Annotated in this window: 12 protein-coding genes; 9 read left to right on the forward strand and 3 right to left on the reverse strand. The window is 60.6% G+C overall.

All coding sequences use genetic code 11. The annotated features are described in order from the left end of the window. Window positions 1-898: 898 nt before the first annotated feature. The 6 genes from C1722_RS03330 (at window position 899) to cydC (ending at window position 11766) form a co-directional block, all read left to right on the forward strand. Window positions 899-2827, forward strand: a complete 1929-nt coding sequence (locus C1722_RS03330; RefSeq protein WP_244902428.1) for an ABC transporter ATP-binding protein — start codon at window positions 899-901, stop codon at window positions 2825-2827. 10 nt (window positions 2828-2837) lie between these two features. Then, window positions 2838-4595: an ABC transporter ATP-binding protein gene (locus C1722_RS03335; protein ID WP_102377980.1), complete on the forward strand. Its 1758-nt coding sequence runs from the start codon at window positions 2838-2840 to the stop codon at window positions 4593-4595. Window positions 4596-4951: 356 nt separating this feature from the next. Then, entirely contained in the window at window positions 4952-5251 is a 300-nt protein-coding gene (locus C1722_RS03340; protein ID WP_102377981.1) for a DUF6110 family protein, read from the forward strand. 87 nt (window positions 5252-5338) lie between these two features. Further along, window positions 5339-7336 carry a heavy metal translocating P-type ATPase gene (locus C1722_RS03345; protein ID WP_244902429.1) on the forward strand — a complete coding sequence of 666 codons (1998 nt, stop codon included), beginning with the start codon at window positions 5339-5341 and terminating at the stop codon, window positions 7334-7336. Between the two features lie 264 nt (window positions 7337-7600). Next, window positions 7601-8083 carry a YbaN family protein gene (locus C1722_RS03350; protein WP_102377983.1) on the forward strand — a complete coding sequence of 161 codons (483 nt, stop codon included), beginning with the start codon at window positions 7601-7603 and terminating at the stop codon, window positions 8081-8083. 167 nt (window positions 8084-8250) lie between these two features. Then, window positions 8251-11766 (forward strand): thiol reductant ABC exporter subunit CydC, encoded by a 3516-nt coding sequence (cydC, locus tag C1722_RS03355; RefSeq protein WP_102377984.1) that lies wholly within the window; start codon window positions 8251-8253, stop codon window positions 11764-11766. A 252-nt stretch (window positions 11767-12018) separates the two neighbouring features. On the opposite strand, the gene C1722_RS03360 is transcribed toward cydC, so the two are convergent. From C1722_RS03360 to C1722_RS03370, 3 genes are all read right to left on the reverse strand, one after another. After that, window positions 12019-12723, reverse strand: a complete 705-nt coding sequence (locus C1722_RS03360; protein WP_102377985.1) for an aquaporin — start codon at window positions 12721-12723, stop codon at window positions 12019-12021. 131 nt (window positions 12724-12854) lie between these two features. After that, window positions 12855-13403: a phosphodiesterase gene (gene yfcE / locus C1722_RS03365; protein ID WP_102377986.1), complete on the reverse strand. Its 549-nt coding sequence runs from the start codon at window positions 13401-13403 to the stop codon at window positions 12855-12857. Between the two features lie 55 nt (window positions 13404-13458). Beyond that, entirely contained in the window at window positions 13459-14718 is a 1260-nt protein-coding gene (locus tag C1722_RS03370) for a deoxyguanosinetriphosphate triphosphohydrolase family protein (RefSeq protein ID WP_102377987.1), read from the reverse strand. A gap of 218 nt (window positions 14719-14936) precedes the next feature. Between C1722_RS03370 and rpoN the strand changes: the two genes are divergently transcribed. From rpoN to C1722_RS03385, 3 genes are all read left to right on the forward strand, one after another. Then, on the forward strand, window positions 14937-16322 hold the full coding sequence (rpoN, locus tag C1722_RS03375; RefSeq protein ID WP_102377988.1) for an RNA polymerase factor sigma-54: 1386 nt from the start codon (window positions 14937-14939) through the stop codon (window positions 16320-16322). A gap of 381 nt (window positions 16323-16703) precedes the next feature. Beyond that, window positions 16704-17948 carry an MFS transporter gene (locus C1722_RS03380; protein ID WP_102377989.1) on the forward strand — a complete coding sequence of 415 codons (1245 nt, stop codon included), beginning with the start codon at window positions 16704-16706 and terminating at the stop codon, window positions 17946-17948. A 43-nt stretch (window positions 17949-17991) separates the two neighbouring features. Further along, window positions 17992-19221, forward strand: a complete 1230-nt coding sequence (locus C1722_RS03385; protein WP_102377990.1) for an MFS transporter — start codon at window positions 17992-17994, stop codon at window positions 19219-19221. The last annotated feature ends 423 nt before the right edge of the window (window positions 19222-19644 follow it).

Below are 19644 nucleotides of genomic sequence, written 5' to 3' on the forward strand. Positions count from 1 at the left end.
GAGCGCACAACGGCAGTTTCTTGTATCGAGATGGCGTTTTAAGCAACTGAAATGCCTTACTGAAATGAGATGTGCCGATGCGCCATGGCGAAAGGACAGCTTGTTTGAGCGGATCTTCCTTTCGGTGGCACGGCGTTTCGAGCGCAAAGCGGCGCAACGTTCGATCTCGCCGGATCCCGCAGCATTTGCGCGGGCAACGGAAAACCCTTTGGCCGTCTTCAAGTCATAGGGTTTTCCAAGACGGCGGTTATCAACCGCCGAGGCCGTTTTCATGCGAAAATTCAGCGTGGCATGTCTTGGGTGCCAAAAACGTGTCCCGGCGACAGAAATGTTCGGTTTGGGAGAGGTAAAGCGCGGATTTCTGTAAGTTCGAACATCATCTCGAGGCCTCTTGCGCATCTTCAGCTGCGTTATCCCTGGTGAGCGGTAGCCTGCAGTTGGACAGGACACCGATCATCGCCGTCCGTGCGTCCAAACCGAACATTTCTGCACGCAGAGACGCCTTTTACTGCCCGAGAGCCTGCCTTCGGCTCGGCGTCGGACCTTAGGCTCGAGGCGGAAAACGGAAGTTTTCGTCGCAGCGGGCATCCATGTAGAAGAATCGGCGAAAAATACGCGGTATCGGCTTGCCGTTTCCTTATTTCCGGATCAGCGAAGAGCCAAAGAAATCGATCGAAGGAGAAGCACGGAGCGGCGACGAAAAGCTTTTGCTTTCTGTTGTTTTCGGACTTCTTCGCTGTTAGGCGCAGGGCTGGACTCATGGGGCGCGTTGGATGCAGGTACGCAAGCGCATCGGATGCGGGTACGGAAGAAAAAGTTATCACTATCTAACATAACAGTGTTATACTTCCCAATGTAAGCCATAGATAACTTTCAATACGCGTGAAAGGACGAGCGTATGGATGTTGGAAACACGGTCTCGGCCGACGTGGCGGGTGCGACCGAAGAGGGAGTGAGTCTTGAACCGGTAGGCGCAACCGGGACAGTTGCCAGATCTGAAGCGGCGGGTACGCCTGAAAGGACAGGTGCACCCGTAGCGGCTGCCGAGCCCGAAGCGGGGGATGTGCCCGAAACTGCTGTGGAAGAGGGAAGGGGCCGGCCCGCAAACCCGGTTGCCTTGCTGCTCTCGTGGTCGGGTGAGAAAAGGTCGTGGTGCGTTGCCTCCGTGCTGCTCGCCGTTATCGGGGTGGCGGGGAGCATCGTGCCGTACTTCGCGGTGGGTCAGATGATCGCAGGTGTGCTCGCCCAAACGCGCGATTTCGCGTTCTACCTCGGATGGTGCGGGATCGCTGCGGCGGGCTACCTCATCTCTATCATCTGCCACAACGCTTCGACGACCCTATCCCACAAGGCCACGTTCGCCACCATCTCGAAGGTGCGTCGCCGCCTGGCGGACAAGCTCACGCGCGTGCCGATGGGATACGTGCTCGATACGCCGTCGGGTAAGCTCAAGAACATCATGGTAGAAAAGGTGGACAGCATCGAGACCACCCTCGCGCACGTTGTGCCCGAGATGACCTCGAACCTGCTCGTGCCCATCGCCGTGATCGTGTTCATGTTCACGCTCGATTGGCGCATGGCGCTTATTGCCCTCGTCACACTGCCCATCGGGTTCATCTGCTACATGGGCATGATGCGCGACTATGCGTCGTGGTACGAGAAGACCGTCCAGGCCGGTGAGGAGATGAGCGCGGCATCGGTCGAGTACGTGGGCGGCATCGAGGTGATCAAGGCGTTCGGCCAGTCGGCAAGCTCGTACGAAAAGTTCTCGAATGCGGTCACACGATACGCCCGCTCGTTCATCGATTGGATGCACCACTGCCAGATATTCCAGGACGGCGGCCTTGCCATCTGGCCGGCGACGCTCGTCACCGTACTGCCGGCGGGGTGCTTCTTCGTCATGGAAGGCACGCTTGATCCTGCTACGTTCGTCATGGTCGCCGTGCTCTCGCTCGGCATCTTCCCGCCCCTTTACGCCGCGATGAACTTCATCGATTCGCTCGCCCAGATCGGGACCGTCGTCGAGCAGATCACGGGTATCCTCGATGTGCCCGAGCAACGCCGCGCAACCTCGCCCGCTGCAACGGACGGCACGCGCATCGAACTTGAGAACGTGCGTTTCTCCTACGGCCGCGAGGAGGTCGTCCACGGTATCGATCTGACAATCGAGCCGAATTCGGTGACGGCGTTCGTGGGGCCGTCCGGCTCGGGCAAGTCGACGCTCGCGCGGCTCATCGCGGGTTTCTGGGACGCGAGTTCGGGCGCGGTGCGCATCGGCGGCGTCTCGGTCAACGATATGCCGCCCGGCCAGCTTATGGATCTCGTCTCGTTCGTCGAGCAAGACAACTACCTGTTCGACGATACGGTTATGGAAAACATTCGCATGGGCAAACCCGGCGCCTCTGACAGCGAGGTTATCGAGGTGGCGAAGCAAAGCGGGTGCTACGAGTTCATAGAGAGCCTCGAACACGGTTTCGAAACCGTGGTCGGCGGCTCGGGCGGACATCTCTCGGGAGGCGAGCGCCAGCGCATCGCCATCGCACGCGCCATGCTCAAAAGCGCGCCGATCGTGATCCTCGACGAGGCGACGGCCTACACCGACCCCGAGAACGAGGCGGTCATCGAGGCGGCGGTCGGCAAGCTCGTCGCCGGCAAGACGCTCATCGTGATCGCCCATCGCCTTTCGACCATCACCGACGCCGATTCGATTGTCGTGGTGGCGGACGGCCGCATCGAGGCGCAGGGGACCCACGGCGAACTGCTGGCGACGTGTCCGCTCTACGCGCACATGTACGAAGCCCACATCGATGCCAAAGACGCTGCGTAAGGAGGTTAAGTTGTTCTCAACGTTCAAAAAATACTTCGCCTTCGGCGGCAGCTATGCGAAATACCTCAAGCGGGGCATGGCGTTCTCGGTGCTCAACTCGTTCTTCGAGGCCTGGCAGATGATGGCGTTCGCCGTCGTGCTCTTTGCCCTTGCGAGGGGCGCCGTTACCCAAACGACCCTGTTGACCTCGCTCGCCATCATGCTCGCGAGCATCCTCGGCTGCTTCGTCACGGCGCACTTCAAGAGCGAGAACTTCTGCAAGGGGAACTTCTCGATGACCGGCGAGAAGCGCACGCAGATCGGCGACCGCATGCGGTACCTGCCGATGGGTTACTTCAACGAAAACAGCCTCGGGAGCATTTCGGGCACCATGACCAATACGCTCGACGACGTGCAGAACGCGGGCGGCATGGTGTACACCAACGTGATCTCCGGTTTCGTGTTCTCCTCGATTATGGCTATCATGCTGCTGTTCTTCGATTGGCGCATCGGGCTCATCGTCGTGGCGACGATCGCGCTGTTCCTCGGCATCAACGCGCTCATGCAGCGTGCGTCCAAGAAGGTGACCGGGCGTCGCGTCGCAGCACAGAGCGCCATCGTCGGCGCCGTGCTCGAGTACGTGCAGGGCATCGGGGTGGTGCGCGCGTTCTCGCTCGTCGGCGACGCGGAGCAGAAACTCAAAGGTGCCATCGACGAGTGCGAGCGCATGAACGTCCGTCTCGAACTCAAGTTCATCAAATACGCGATCGCGCAGACGCTGCTCACCAAGGCCTCGAGCGTGGCGATGTGCCTCGTTGCGATATGGTGTTGGATTGCAGGCACGATGGAGGCGGGCGTTTGCCTCGTTATGATCGTCGCCTCGTTCATGGTGTACGGTAAGATCGAGATGTCGGGCGTATTCGCAAGTTTGCTGCGCATGATCGACATCAGCATGGACAAGGTGAACGCGATGATAACGACGCCCGTGATGGACGGGGGAGCGTGTGCTGCTAGCCCCGAAAACTTCGACCTCGTCGTGGAAGATGCGTCGTTCGGCTACGGCGAGCGTGTGGTCGTCGACCGCGTATCGCTGTCCATTCCCGAGAAGACCACGTGCGCGATCGTCGGCCCCTCCGGGTCGGGCAAGACTACGCTCACGCAGCTCATGGCTCGGTTCTGGGACGTGGATGCGGGCAGGATCACGCTCGGCGGCACCGACATCCGCGATTTCGAGGTGGACGCTCTGCTCGCGAACTTCTCGATGGTGTTTCAGGGAGTGTATTTGTTCGACGACACGATCGAGAACAACATCAAGTTCGGACGGCCGAGCGCGACCCATGCCGAGGTGGTCGATGCGGCGAAGCGCGCGTGCTGCACCGAGTTCATCGAGAGCTTGCCTGCCGGCTACGAAACGCGCATCGGAGAGGGCGGTGCGGCGCTTTCGGGCGGCGAGCGCCAGCGCATCTCGATTGCGCGCGCCATCCTCAAGGATGCGCCGATCATCATCCTCGACGAGGCGACGGCCAACGTCGATCCTGAAAACGAACGCGATCTGCAGCGGGCGGTCGCCGAGCTCACGCGGGAGAAGACCGTCATCATGATCGCCCATCGCCTGAAGACCGTGCGCAATGCCGACCAGATCATCGTACTCGATCGGGGACGCATCGTGCAGCGCGGCACGCACGACGAGCTCATGGGCGAGACGGGCATCTACGCCGACTTCGTGAGCATGCGCGAGCGCACCATCGGGTGGAAGCTCGCCGGCCGCACGGTAGCGGCGGCAGGGTAGGGCCGAGCGCTGCAGCTGTTGCGGGGTGCGGCTCGGGTGCCGTGCGAGGGCGCGGCACCCGTCTGGGCGCGCAAAGCGTCCCGACTTGCTTGCGCTCTGCGGTGGCGGCTGCTGCGAGGTCTATTTTCTCTTATACCCCGTATAGAGCGTCATGGCGGCGCATACCACGCCCGCCCAAGCCCAAAAACGATGCTGCTTCATGGATGGGCACCTCTCTTTCTGGTTTTTCTGGCGGCAAATGTAAAGTTAACCACCGTTGACTAATTATTCTGTCCGTATTATCGTATAAAAAGTTAGGTTAATGCAACTTATTTGCATTAAAGGAGAAACGTTCAGGAAGACTGGAAGGCGGTTTCATGAAAACGAAAACGAAGGGCGGTTTGCTGGTTGGTGCAGGTTTCCTTCTGGGAACCGTGGGCGTGAAAGCCCTTACAAGCAGTACGGCGAAAAAAGCCTATGTGCAGGGCGTTGCGAAGGGGATTCAAGCCAAAAACTGCTACGAGAACATTGTCGAGCAAGCGAAAGCCCAAGTCGACGACATCGTAGCCGAAGCGCAGTACATCAGCGTGGCGTCGGGTGACGACGCTGCGGAAACGCAGGTGGCTGCCGAGGACGGCAAGGCGAAGGCACAGGCTAAATCTTCCGCGAAGAAGTAACGCATGCATTACGCGATAGAGCACGAAATACCGGGTCGCATACGGGTCCGGTTGCCTGGCAGCATCCCTGATCGGGATATCGACCCTTTGACAAGAACGCTCTGCCGATGCGACGCGGCTAAAAAGGTTGTGGTATACCCCCGTGCCGGGTCTGTAGCTATCGAGTATGCGGGGGTGGGCGGCCGTGCTCGGGTTCTCGAGAGGCTTTCGTCGCTCGACGCGGCCGAGATCGAGCATGCGCGCGACGATTGCGCCCTGGCTCTTGTTCCGCGAACCCATTCGCTTCTCATGGACATCGCAGCGCTTGTCGGATCTTATTTTGCGCGCCGGTGGTTTCTTCCCAAGCCGATTGCGGCGGTTGTCACCCTATGGCGCTACCGCACATTCCTCCGTGCGGCGATTCGCTCGCTCGGAAGATCGCGGCTCGACGTTCCCGTTCTCGACGCGGCGGCCATCGGCATGTCGTTTATCAAGCGCGATCCCCGGACAGCGGGCCAGACGATGTTCCTGCTCGACCTCGGCGAAACGCTCGAGGAGTACACGCGAGCGCGCTCCGAAAGCGAGCTCATCTACACGCTCCTCGATATGCCCGAAACCGCCCAGCTCGTCAAGGGCGGGCAAGAGGCGGCGGTTTCGTCGAGCTCGCTGTGCGAGGGAGATCTCGTGGTGGTGAGAACGGGTATGTCCATCGGCATCGACGGCGTTGTCGAGAGAGGCGTCGCCATGGTGAACCAGGCCACGCTGACCGGTGAGCCGCTCGCCGTCGAGCGTACGGTTGGCGACGACGTGTTTGCAGGCACCGCTGTCGAGGATGGCGAGATCTTCGTGCGGGTGAAAGCGAATACGGGCGACACGAAGCTGCGCTCGATCGTTTCGCTCGTGGAGCAATCGGAGGCATGCAAATCGGGGAGCCAATCGCGTATGGAGGCGCTTGCCGATAGCATCGTGCCGTGGAATTTCCTGCTTGCGGGAGTCGTCGCGCTTGCGACGCGCAGCCTGCTTAAGACATCGGCCGCCCTTATGGTTGATTACTCGTGTGCGCTTAAGCTGACCGGTTCGATCGCCGTGCTTTCGGCGATGAGCCAAAGCGCGAAGGCGGGCATAACGGTAAAGGGGTCGAAGCATTTCGAAACCATGGCTGCAGCCGATACGATCGTGTTCGATAAAACGGGTACGCTTACCGAGGCGTTGCCGAAGGTCGCCTGCGTGCTTGCTCTCGACGGATGGAACCGCCGCGAGGTCTTGCGTTTCGCTGCCTGCCTCGAAGAGCACTTTCCCCATCCCGTCGCTCGTGCGGTCGTGCGCGCTGCGGCGGAAAAGAACCTCAAGCACCGCGAGCGCCATGCTGCCGTCGAATACATCGTCGCACATGGTATCGCCTCGTCGCTCGAGGGAAAGCGCGTCGTGATCGGATCGGAGCATTTCGTCGTGGAAGACGAGGGTGTTCCCATAAGCGACGAGCAGAAACAGAAGATCGCCTGCGAAACAGAAGGCCTCTCGCCGCTCTACCTTGCGGTTGATGGCGAGTTGATCGGCGTGCTCGGCATCGAGGACCCGCTGAAGGCGGGTGTGGCGGAATCGATCGACGAGCTTCGCCGGCTCGGGTTCAACCGTGTCGTGATGTTGACCGGCGACAACGAGCGGACTGCGGCGCGCATCGCCGAGGACGCGGGCATCGTCGAATTTCACGCCAGCATGCTGCCGGCAGACAAGCATGCGTTTGTGGAGGCCCTGCGTGCCGAGGGAAGTTGCGTGGTCATGGTGGGCGACGGCGTGAACGATTCGCCCGCTCTCTCTGCGGCCGATGTCGGAATAGCGATGGGGCAGGGAACTGCCATCGCCAAAGAAGTGGCCGATGTGACGCTTTCGGGCGGATCGCTCGAGGCGCTCGTAGAGCTTCGCAAGCTCGGCAGCGCGCTCATGTCTCGCATGAACGGTTCGTATGGGGGCGTTATGGTTGTGAACAGCGTTTTGCTGGCAGCGGGCATCGGGGGCCTCCTGCAGCCGCAGACTTCGTCGCTTCTCCATAATGCGACAACCGTTACGTTGAGCGCGCGCAACGGTTCGGCATATCGCTTGAGATAAGGCAAGGGCGGGTTCGCGACGTGCCGAAAACGTAGGTGCAAGCCCGCCCAGCGGCTTGGGTGCGGGCGGTTGCGCGCGATAGCCCTGCATCGATTGCGCGTCCCGTTGCGGCGGGATGCGTTGCAACGGGGCATAGGGTTCTGTCACCCAAAAATTAGATATGGTTTACATTTTATCGATCTTTGGGTACCATGTCCCTATAAGTTAACTTAAGCAAACTAAAATGCGAGGCCGAGACGGAACTGCAAGGAGGCGGGTGCACGCATGAAAAAATTCGAGCTGGTCGGCGATGCAGTCGAGGGCGTGGCGGTCGAAACCGTCCCGACAGATGCGGCGCAATCGCCTCACGCTGCCAAAGCCAAGGAGCGCAAGGGCTATGCCAAGGCGCTTTGGGCGGCGGGCGGCTTCGCGTGTTTCGGGCTCGGGGTCGTCGGAGCAGTGCTTCCAGTCATTCCGACCACGCCGTTTCTGCTCGCTGCCGCGTTCTTTTTTGCCCGCAGCTCCGACAGACTCAATAGTTGGTTCAGATCGACCAAGCTCTACAAGCGGGTTCTCGAAGGCTACGCCACGAAGCGCTCCATGACGGTGAAGGCGAAGCTCTCCATACTCGTACCGGTGACGATTCTGCTTGCCATCGGGTTCGCCCTTATGGCGAACGTGCCGATCGGGCGTGTGGTGCTCGCCGCCGTATGGATCGGACACATCGTCTACTTCGGTTTCATCGTGAAAACCGACAAGGCGGGCTAACGGCCGCCCGGCTTTCAGCGCACTGTCTCGCCGCGATCCCTCGGCGTCTATCCCGTCGGTCTCTCGTCGGCGTACTCGGCAGTCTCTCGGCGAAAAGTTGACCAAATCTAACCGTATTGTGTTAGTCTAGGATAACTACTTAGATGCGACTGCAAAGGCGAGGTTCGATGTTCAATAAACGGCTTTTGGCCATGGTGCCGACGGCCATGCGCTATATTCTGGCCAACGTTGTGTTCCAATGGGTGTCCCTTATCGCCAACATCGCGATGATGGTGACTATCGGGCTTTTCATCTACGACACGCTTGCTGCGACATCGGGAGGCGTTACCCTCGGCACCGTGCTTCTCGTTGCCGCGGCCGCCATCGCCGTCCGCGCAATCTGCACGACGGCGGCCCAGTCGATGAGCTGCAAAGCCGCCTCCATCGCCAAGAAGACGATGCGCCAGGCGGTGTACGATAAGCTCGCGCGGCTCGGTCCCGCCTATGCCGAGAAGGTGCCGACGAGCGAAGCCGTGCAGATGAGCGTCGAGGGCGCCGAACAGCTCGAGGTGTACTTCGGTTCGTATCTGCCGCAGCTGTTCTATGCGATCGTCGCGCCCATTACGCTGTTCTGCTTTTTGGCGCCGTGGAGCCTTCCCGCCGCTATCGTGCTGTTCGTGTGTGTGCCGCTCATCCCCGTTTCCATCATGGCCATACAGCGGATCGCCAAGCGGGTCGTGCGCTCCTATTGGGGCAAATACGCCGATCTCGGGGGAACGTTTCTCGAGAACCTGCAGGGTCTTACGACGCTGAAGATATACCGTGCCGACGGTGCGCGCCATAAGCGCATGAACGAAGAGGCCGAAGGCTTCAGGCAGGCCACCATGAAGCTGCTCTCGATGCAGCTCAACTCGATCAACGTCATGGACCTGCTTGCATACGGCGGCGCGGCGGTGGGCATCATCGTCGTGCTGTTCCAGTTTGCGGGGCAAGCGGCGTCGCTGGCGGCGGCGTTCGTCATCGTGTTCCTTTCCGCTGAGTTCTTCATCCCCATGCGCACGTTGGGCTCGTTTTTCCATACCGCCATGAACGGCATTGCGGCGGCTGAAAAGATGTTCGATCTCATCGACGCGCCTGAACCCGAGCGCGGGAGCGAGCGCATCGATCCCGCCAACTGCTCGATCGAGTGCCGCGGTCTCACGTACTCGTACGACGGCGTGCGCACCGTGCTCCGTGACGTCGACTTCGATGCGGGGCAAAACCGTTTCACGGCAATCGTGGGGGAGAGCGGCTCGGGCAAGTCGACGCTTGCCGGCATCCTCTCGGGCCGAAACGCCGCCTACGCCGGTTCGGTTACGATCGGCGGGACCGATGCGTTGGAGATTTCCCGCGAATCGCTCATGCGATCGCTCGTGACCGTGTCCTTTTCGAGCTACCTGTTCAAGGGGAGCGTGAAGTCGAACCTGCTCATGGGTAAGCCGACCGCCTCTGACGATGAGCTTTGGCACGCGCTCGACCGCTGTCGTCTCGGCGATTTCGTTCGCGCGGCGGGCGGTCTCGACATGCCGCTTGCGGAACAGGCGGCGAATCTTTCGGGCGGCCAGCGCCAGCGTCTCGCCATGGCGCGCGCTCTGCTGCACGACGCCGACATCTACGTTTTCGACGAGGCCACCTCGAACATCGATGCGGAGAGCGAAGCGGCGCTCATCGAGACGATCGGCGAGCTTGCGCGCACGAAGACCGTCATCATGATCTCGCACCGCCTTGCGGCCATCAAGGGCGCCGATCGCATCTACGCGATGGCGGACGGGCGCATTGCCGAAGCGGGAACCCATGACGAGCTTCTCGCGAACGATTCGGTGTATGCGCAGCTGTGGAACCAGCAGGCAAAACTCGAGGCGTACGCCGCCCGCGAGCATGCCGTATGCGAGCCTGCCGAAGCAGCGCCCTCGACCGCGGTGCCGATGGATGCGGCCGACGCGTCGTGGGTCGGCGGGCAAGGCGCAGACGGGCCGACCGATGCGGGGGGGATATCGACGGCGCCGGAGAAGAGGCGCTCGAACCTCTCCGTCATGCTTCGGCTCATTGCGCTCGTCGGCCCCTTGCTGCCGTACATGGTCCTCGCCATCGTGCTTGGCGCAGCGGGCTTTCTGGCGGCGATCTTCCTCACCACGTTCGGTGCTTACGGCATCGTCGACGCAGCGGGGATGCCTGCCGGCATCGGCTTTACCGCAGCGTGCGTGCTCGTTGCGGTATGCGGCATCGTGCGCGGACCCCTGCGCTACGGCGAGCAGCTCTGCAACCATTTCATTGCGTTCAAGCTTCTCGCGCTCATTCGCGATAAGGTGTTCGGCGCCTTGCGCCGCCTTGCGCCGGCGAAGCTCGAGGGTCGCGACAAAGGCAACCTCATATCGCTTTTGACCTCCGATATCGAACTGCTCGAGGTATTTTACGCTCATACCATATCGCCTATCGCCATTGCGATCATCGTATCGCTGATCATGACCGTGTTCATCGGAACGTTCTCGCTGCCGCTCGCTTTGTTGGCTCTGGGCGCTTACCTGGTGATCGGGCTTGCCGTACCCCTTGTTGCTTCGCGTATGGCGGGCAAAGGCGGGCGGGCGTTCCGCGATCAGGTGGGCGATATGAACACGTTCGTGCTCGACAGCCTGCGCGGATTGCGCGAGACGCTCCAGTACGGGCGCGAAAAGAAGCGCTCGGTCGAGCTCGAAGAGCGCACCGACGGGCTTGCGACGGTCGAGGCCGTGCTCAAGCGCAGGACGGGCCGCTTCATGGCGCTCACGGGCGCCCTTGTGCTCGCCTTCGATGTCCTCATGGTTGCGCTAGCCTTCGGTCTGTACGCGGCGGGGGAGGTCGGATTCCCGGGCGCGCTTATCTGCTCGATGGCCTTCATGTCCTCGTTCGGCCCGGTGATTGCGGTTGCCAACCTCGGCTCGACGCTGCAGCAGACGTTTGCTTCGGGCGCGCGCGTGCTCGACGTGCTCGATGAAAACCCGGAAGTCGAGGATGTGGCCGACGGCGCCGACATCGCCTTCTCGGGCGCTCGGGCGAACGGCGTCGGTTTCTCGTACGGAAGCGAACCTATCCTCGACGATGTGAGCCTGGTAATTCGACCGGGTACCGTCGTGAACATCGCAGGACGCAGCGGGTCGGGCAAGTCGACCTTCCTTAAGCTGCTCATGCGGTTCTGGGATGTGACGAGCGGATCCATCGCGCTTTCCGGTATCGACGTACGCAGCGTCAACACCGAGAGCCTGCGCGAAAACGAGAGCTACATGACCCAGGAAACCCATCTGTTCGCAGGAACCGTGCGTGAGAACATCGCGCTGGTGAAGCCCCAAGCGAGCGATGCGGAACTCGACGAGGCCTGCCGAAAAGCGGCGATCCTCGACCTGATCGAACGGCTGCCGCAGGGCTTTGACACGCCGGTCGGCGAGCTCGGCGATACGCTGTCGGGGGGCGAGCGCCAGCGTATCGGGCTTGCGCGCGTGTTCCTCTACGATGCCCCGTTCGTGCTCCTCGACGAACCCACCTCGAACCTCGACAGCCTCAACGAAGCGTCGGTGCTTTCGGCGCTCGAGGCGAGCAAGGCCGACAAGACCATCGTGCTCGTGAGCCATCGAGCATCGACCTGTATGTTCGCCGACGCGACGTACTCGGTGGAAAGCGGACGGGTCAGCTGACGGGCTCTTTGACCTCGCCGCCCTTCGTTTCGGATCCGCGATGTCCGCCAACCGCCTTCGTGCGATGAATCTCGGGGCACCATAGCATTATTCGGCCGCATCGTCGCAGGTCGTGGATAACGATTCCGATAATAGACGCCGAAAGGCCTCGCACGAAGGCGGTTGGTGGACATCGGGTGCGCGGCAAGGGAAAGCCCCCGATTCGATCGCCGGGCGATGACGCGGGGGCTTTGGGGATTCGTGCGAAGCGGATTACTTCGCGGTTTTGAAAGCCTTCCAGATAACGGCGGCAAGAGCTGCTCCGACGAGCGGCGCGACAACGAACACCCATACCTGGGAGATCGCGGTCGGATCGATCGGGGCCATGAGCAGCGCGGGGCCGAAGCTGCGTGCGGGGTTCACCGAAGTTCCCGTCAGCGGAATGCCCATGATGTGGACGAAGGCGAGCGTGAGGCCGATGATGATGCCCGCGTAGGGGGCCGTCTTCTCGTTCGCGGTCGATCCGAGCACCGAAAGAACGAAGATGCAGGTGAGGATAACCTCGACGACCAATGCGCCGATCAGGCTTATGCCCACCGAAGACGCGGCTTCGTAGCCGTCGCATCCGAGGCCCGTTGCGGCCACGCCGCCGAGGCTCGCGCAGTTCGCGATGATGAAGTAGAGGAGCGCCGCGCCGACGATGCCGCCGACGAACTGCGCGACCCAGTACCCGATCAGATCTTTGCCCGACAAGCGCTTGTCGAGGAACAGGCCGAATGAGACGGCGGGGTTGATGTGGCAGCCCGACGTCCCCCCGATTACGAACGCCATGGCGACGATCGACAGGCCGAACGCGAGCGCGATACCGAGCGTGCCGAGCACCGATCCCGCTACCGCTGCGCTTCCGCAGCCGAACAGGGTGAGCACGCAGGTGCCGAAAGCTTCTGCGGCGTACTTTTTGATGGAAGATGATTCCATGCTTTGTCCTCCTTGCAATGGTGGGTGTTTGTGCAAGCGCCCATGCTACCACCAAGGAAGGCGGCTTTTTTCTGGTTCATCTAACGGTTGCGGCGGACAGGCGACCCCAGATCGCGGGGCGGATCGCAGGGCTAAAGCGCGGCTTCGGCGATCGGTTCGCCCGAAAGAGCCTTGAGCGAGAAGACCCCGTCTTCGAACAGGGCGAAGCTGCGGCTTCCGTCCTTCGGGATCGAGACGCTGCCGGGATTCACGAGCAGGATGCCGGCAGCGTTTTCACGCTCGAGCTGCTTTTTGTGCGTGTGCCCGTAAAGAAACGCACTGCCGAAGGCGAGGTAGGGAAGGTTTTCGGGGTTCCAGAGGTGGCCATGGGTGGCGAACAGCATCCTGCCCCGATCGTCGACGAGCTCGGTGTAGTCGGCCATGCAGGGGAATTCGAGCACCATTTGATCGACCTCGGCTTCACAATTGCCGCGCACGGCAACGATGCGGTCTTTGAGATCGTTGAGGATGCGGGCGACGGTTTTCGGATCGTATCCGTCGGGCAGGGCGTTGCGCGGCCCATGGTAGAGCAGATCCCCCAAGAGGAGGATGCGATCGGGCGCTTCCTCGTCGATGCGGTCGGCGAGCGTGCTGCAGAAACGGGCGGAGCCGTGTATGTCGGAAGCTATGAGAATCTTCATGGTGGTCCTGTTCGCTTGGCGGTTTCATCGGTTTGAGGCTGTGCGCTCGGGGTGCTCAGCCTCGCAGGTCGGCGCAATAATCCTGCGTGATGATGTGCTTGTCGCTTTTCGGGAAGAGGAACTCGTAGAGGGTCGTGAAGTAGCTGTCGGTCATCGAGGCCATGTAGTCGACGACGATCTGATCGGGATTCTCGGCAAGGTACTCGTCGGCGCGGACCGTTCGCGATTTCGTGACGAGGTTCGCTATGTGGTGGCGGAATATCGGCGAGCCCTCGTCGCGTGCGACGAGCTGGGCGCGCAGCTTTCCGTACATCTCGGCGAACATCTCTTCGACGATGTTGCCGTAACCCGAGATCACGCCTTCGTTGAAGTAGATCTGCTCGTAGTTCTGCGTCTTTGCGCGCTTGAGGTCGTCGAATACGGCCTTGCTCATGGCGATGCGGTCCTTGCCGTAGCTGTTGTTCACGATATCGACGGTGAGGTTGTTGATGATCTGGGCGTTCCCTCGGCCGATCACCTGGGAGTCGAAGCTCGAAAGCGAACCGAGCACGCCCATGTCGATGGCGTCTTGGCGGTCTTTGCCGAGGTAGGCGATCATATCGCTCACACGCACCACGCATCCTTCGAGCGTCGAGGGCCGCAGGGTCTTGATCGTCGTTTCGTCGGTGTAGCAGCGTTCCACGATGGCGTCGAACGTATCGAAATCGGGAAGGTCGCTCATGGAAAGCACTTGCTGGGCGAACTCTCCGTTGTGGCAGAGCACGCCGTCGAGCGTTTGCAGGCTGATGTTGCGCCTGAAGAGCTTGTCGAGCACGCGTACCGAGTGGACGTTATGGTTGAAGAAGCGGCCGGTGTTGGCGTGGTAGAGCTTGCCGAGGAACTTCTCGCCGGCGTGGCCGAACGGGGTGTGTCCCACATCGTGGCCGAGGGCGATCGCTTCGATGAGATCGATGTTGAGACCGAGTATTCCGCCGATGTTGCGGGCGATGCGGCTCACGAGCTGCACGTGCAGGCCGCGCCTCGAGATGTCGTCGTTCTGTATGAACGAGAACACCTGCGTTTTGTCCGCATAGCGGTTGTAGGCGGGAACGTTGATGATCTTCTCGATATCGCGTCCGAAAGCGGGACGGGTGAGCGTCGCTTCGTCGTGCTCGTTTGCCTGACGGCGAACGACGTGCTCGTCGTCGAATCGATAGGGGTTGCCGACACCGTTCGCCCGATCGCTGCGTATCGCATCGGCAATATCGGGATCGAGCGAAAGGTAGGGGATGGGGCTGCGGGCTTCCCGCCCGGGGTCGTTCGATGCGCTGCTCATGTCGTGTGCTCCTACTGTGCGGTGGCGATGCGCTCTCGGCGCTTGCTGTTCAGCGCTATTGTATCGCATCGGGCCCTTCTATACGGCAGCATGCGGGTTTCTTCGGATGTTTGGCTTTGACGCCGCGTCGCTTTGTCGTGGTACTATAGGCGCTGCGCACCAGATTGCCGCACGATGGCCTGCGTGGCGAGTTTCTATCCGACAAACGAGGTAGCCGCATGAAGTTCGACCAAAGACCGGATCTATCCCTCAATCAGCATCTGCATCTCACCACCGAGCTCAAGCAGGGCATATCCATCCTGCGCATGTCGGCGGCAGAGTTGTGCGAGTACGTGCGGCAGTGCGTTGAGGAAAACCCGTTTCTCGACGAGGACGATTGGGTCGAACCGCGTCATCCGGCCATCCCCGAGCGCTATATGCAGGACGTGAGCGCCGATGCGCTCTTCGAAAAGCGGGGGCACGGCAGTCCGGAGAGTTTCGACAGAGAGCGAAGCGACATGTCGCAGCGATCCTTCTCGATCGACCGCTACCTGACAGAGACGGATTCGCTCGATGCGTTCTTGAGCGATCAGCTGCGCATTCAGTCCGATTGTACGAGGACGATGGTTGTCGGCAAGTACCTTATCGGCAACCTCGATTCGAACGGCTATCTTTGCATGTCCGTTGATCAGGTGGCAGCCGCCTTGGGAATCTCCGAGGGGGAGGTCGGACGGGTGTTGTCCCTTGTCCAGCAGTTCGAGCCGACCGGGGTGGCCGCACGAAATCTTGCCGAATGCCTCGAGCTGCAGCTGAGGAAGAGCGGCGATTTGACTCCGATGCTCGAGCGTCTGATAAAAAACTATCTCGCTGATTTCGAAACGCGAACCCCCGCTTCGATTGCCCGGGACATGGGAGTCACGCTTGCGGAGCTGAACGAGGCGCTCGATGTGATTCGGACGTGCAACCCGCGTCCCGCCGCGCAGTTCGGCCAGCCGTCGCGCCCCATTTGGCCCGAAGTGGTCGTGGAGCTGGGCGCGGACGGTGAATATACGGTGAGCCTTCAGGATTTTTACCTTCCCCATATGAAAATCAACCCCACATACCGCACGTTGGCCTCGACTGCGAAGGAAAGCGAAGCGAAGGCGTATCTTACCGAGAAGCTCAAAGAAGCCGAAAGCCTTATCGACGGCATCAACTTCAGGCATGCTACGCTGTATAAGATCGCATGCTGCATCGTGCAGATGCAGATCGAGTTCTTTGTGAGGGGCTACGATTGCCTGAGGCCCCTCACTATGGCCCAGGTGGCCAACGCTTCCGACGTGTCCGAGTCAACGGTGAGCCGCATCGTCCGCGGCAACTACATGCAAACCCCCCGCGGCGTATTCGAGCTGAGGTTTTTCTTTCACTCATCGGCCTATCGGGCGGCCGATCGCGTGGTGTCGTCGGTGAGCGTCAAACACCGCATAAGCGAGCTCATTGCGAACGAGGACGCTTCGGCGCCGCTCAGCGATCAAGCGGTATCCGACCTGCTTGCGCGTGAAGGCGTTTCCGTTTCTCGCAGAACGGTCAACAAGTACCGAGACGAACTGGGCATTCCCGCCCGCGCCGCCCGTCGGCGCTGCTAGATCTTGCTTTCGAGCGAAGCGGCCGCTCTTCGCCCAAAGGCGCCGAGCGGATTTTCGCATGATCCGCTTTGCCTGAGCGCGGACTGATCCCCGCGTCTCAATCATTCTCATACATTCTCATATTGTGACGGACTGCTTTCATCCGTTTCGAAGGAATCCTTCCTGACCTGCCCTATTCGTGAAGCGGGAAAGTGGCATGGTTCTTGCATCGATACATACGAGGCGTCTTTGGCTTGGCTGGAAGGGACCAGCCGCACGAACGGGCGCGCAGCTTCTCGGGGGAATCGCGAAGCTGTTATCCCTGCATCCGTTCTAAGCGAGAGCGTTTTAGGAACCGGTTTCATGCATAGACGGGTATTGCCGGAATAAGGAGGAATCGGATTGACTAAAAAACAGAAGACGGCGGCCGCATGGGTCGTTGTGATCATCGCGTTCTTCGGCGGCTTTGCACTTGCCAACGTTCAAAACAAGACTCCACCGTGCCTCGACGTTATCATGCTGTACTTCAACATCGGCGAAACGGACGCAGGTTGGCTCACGTCCGTTTTCACTATCATGGGTATGGTTACAGCCATTCCCGCATCGATGCTCATGCGCAAGCTGGGCCCGAAGAAAATCGGCGCCATTTCGCTCGCATGCGCCGCCATCGGCGGTATCATCGGGGCTTTTGCTACCGATCTCACCGTGCTCATGGCGACGCGCGTTCTCGAAGGCGTGGGCGTCGGCATGATAGCCGTCGTCGGGCCCGCCGTGATCTCGATGTGGTTCCCGGCGGAGAAGCGCGGTCTGCCCATGGGCCTGTGGGGCTCGTGGATGATGTGCTCGCAGACGTTGCTGTTCTTCATTGCGGGAGGCCTGACCACCGCGTTCGGCTGGCAGGGCGTCTGGTGGTTCTGCGTGGCGTTCTGCGTCGTCGTTTTAATCCTGTACATGTGGAAGGTCGACGCGCCGCCCGCGGGCACGCCGAACTACGCCGAGGGCGAAGACGAGGAGGAGTTCAGGTTCGGCGACGGATTCAAGTCGTCTTCGACCTGGATCCTCACGTTGGCCGGCACCATCTTCACGTTCTGCTGCTTCGGGTTCGCCACCTACATCTCGCTGTACTGGGCGCAGACGTTCTTCAACGGGGACATGAACCAATCCAACTGGTGGGTATCGATCATGTACGCCATCGAGATTCCGGTCGTCATCCTGATCGGCTGGTTCTTGAACCACATCAAGCTCAACCACCGCCGCTTCGTCGGCACGGTGGGGTTTGCACTGTACACGTTCATCCTGTTCATCTGCTTCAGGCTCAACGAACCCGGCCTGCTGATTCCGTTCATACTCGTCTATCCGTTCCTCGAGGGCTCCATCCCGACCGTGTACTGGACGCTGTGCCCCTCGACGGCCAAGAAGCCCGAGTACTCGGGTACCGCTATCGGCATCCTGAACGTTGGATTGAATATCGGAACGCTGCTCGGACCCCCGGTGACCGGGTATTTTATCGAGTACTACGGATGGGCGACCGCTACGGTACCGCTGGCTGTAGCGTCCGTCATCGGCGCAGTGCTGTTCATTTTCGTTAAAACGTACGACCACGATTCGAGCAAGGCGGACGCTCGCGTCGGGCAGGGCAACGGCTAGCGATAGCCCTGAATCGTCAATGTAATCGGAAGGATTGGGATTTATGAAAACGAAACGGGCCTGGATCGTCGCGTTTGCGACCATCTTTGCCGGAGTGTCGTTGGCGCTCGTGCAGAACAAAGTAGCACCCAGCATGACCACCTTGATGGATGCCTTTAGCATCGATATGGCTACGGCCGGCTGGTTGAGTTCGCTTTTTTCGCTTGTGGGCATCGTGATCGCCATCCCCACGGCAGTCATTCTCAACAAGGTGGGTCCGAAGAAGGGCGGCATCATCGCCTTAGCGTGCGCCGTTGTCGGCTCCCTTATCGGCGTGCTCTCCGGCGGCAGCGTCGCGATCCTCATGGCGAGCCGCGTGATCGAGGGAATGGGCGTCGGCCTGATGTCGGTCATCGGCCCGTCGCTTATCGCGATGTGGTTTCCCGAGGCCAAGCGGGGCCTGCCCATGAGCATCTGGGCAGCGTATCAGATGGGCGCGCAGGCGGTCATGTTCTTCTTGGGCGCAATGCTCACGTCGAGCTTCGGCTGGCAGGGCGTCTGGTGGTTCGGGCTCGCTGCGTGCGTTGTCGCTCTTGTATTCTATATCCTGTGCGTGAAGAGTCCGCGGCCCGAAGACAGCTACGCGGACGTCGAGAGCGACGATGTATCCATTGCCGAGGGCATAAAATCGCCGTCGGCTTGGATTCTATCGCTCGCTACCATGCTGTTCTGCATCGGTTGCTTCGGATTCGTCAACTGGATCGCCACCTGCTGGGCGCAGACGTTCAGCTGGGGGGAGGGCGAGGCGAACATGTGGGTCGGTTACTTCTCCATCTTCGGCGTGGTGGCCGCCGTGATCATCGGCGCGCTGCTCAACCGCGTGAAGAACCGCAAGCTGTTCGGCGTCGTGATGCTCATCGCCTACGGCGCGGCTTCGGTGTTCGGCATGTTCATGGACAACCCGAGCTTCCTTATCGGCTTCGTGATCGTCTACGGTTTCGTCGATGCGGGCTTTCCGTGCGTTCTGTGGACGATGGCGGCCCAGACGGTCAAGAAGCCGGAGCTTGCGGGCGTGGCGCTCGGCGTCGTGTCGATCGGGTTCAACGTGGGCGTGCTGCTGGGCCCCCCGATCATCGGAGCCATCGTCGAGGCTGCCGGTTGGCATGCGGGCGCCATCGCCATCTGCGCCTCTTGCGTACTCGGCGCGGTGGTCCTGCTGTTCACGAAGCTCTACAGCGCCGACGGCGCGTCCGAGCACGAAGGGGCCGAGCGAACGGTTCCTTCGGCGCTTTAGCGAAATCGTTTACGGCGACAGCGCTTCCAGACGTCGCATGCGCCGAATCCCGAGGGTATGGCGGGCATCCGAGCACGGGTGCCCGCTTTGCCTTTCCGATGCGGCGTATTGTATCCGCCGGGAAGCGTTTCGCATCCTGAAGCGCCTGCGCTTTACCGAGCGTTCTCAATATGCGAGTCATTCGCATATCGAGAAGAGCCGAACCGAGAAGCGGTGCGAGAAAGACCGCGCCAACGGTTCCCAACCGCTGGAGGCAAATTCGCAAAAAAGAAAAATTAATCAATCTATCAGGTAGAACAGTAAATTTACCACCATGTTCCTTGAAGTTGGCACGGTGCATGCAACTACCTATAGCGAAAGGCCCGAACGGCTGAGTCGAAGTCGAACGAGCTTTGAACTTCATTGTATGCCATAGAACATGGC

This window comes from Raoultibacter timonensis (assembly GCF_900240215.1).
Classification (GTDB): Bacteria; Actinomycetota; Coriobacteriia; order Coriobacteriales; family Eggerthellaceae; genus Raoultibacter; species Raoultibacter timonensis.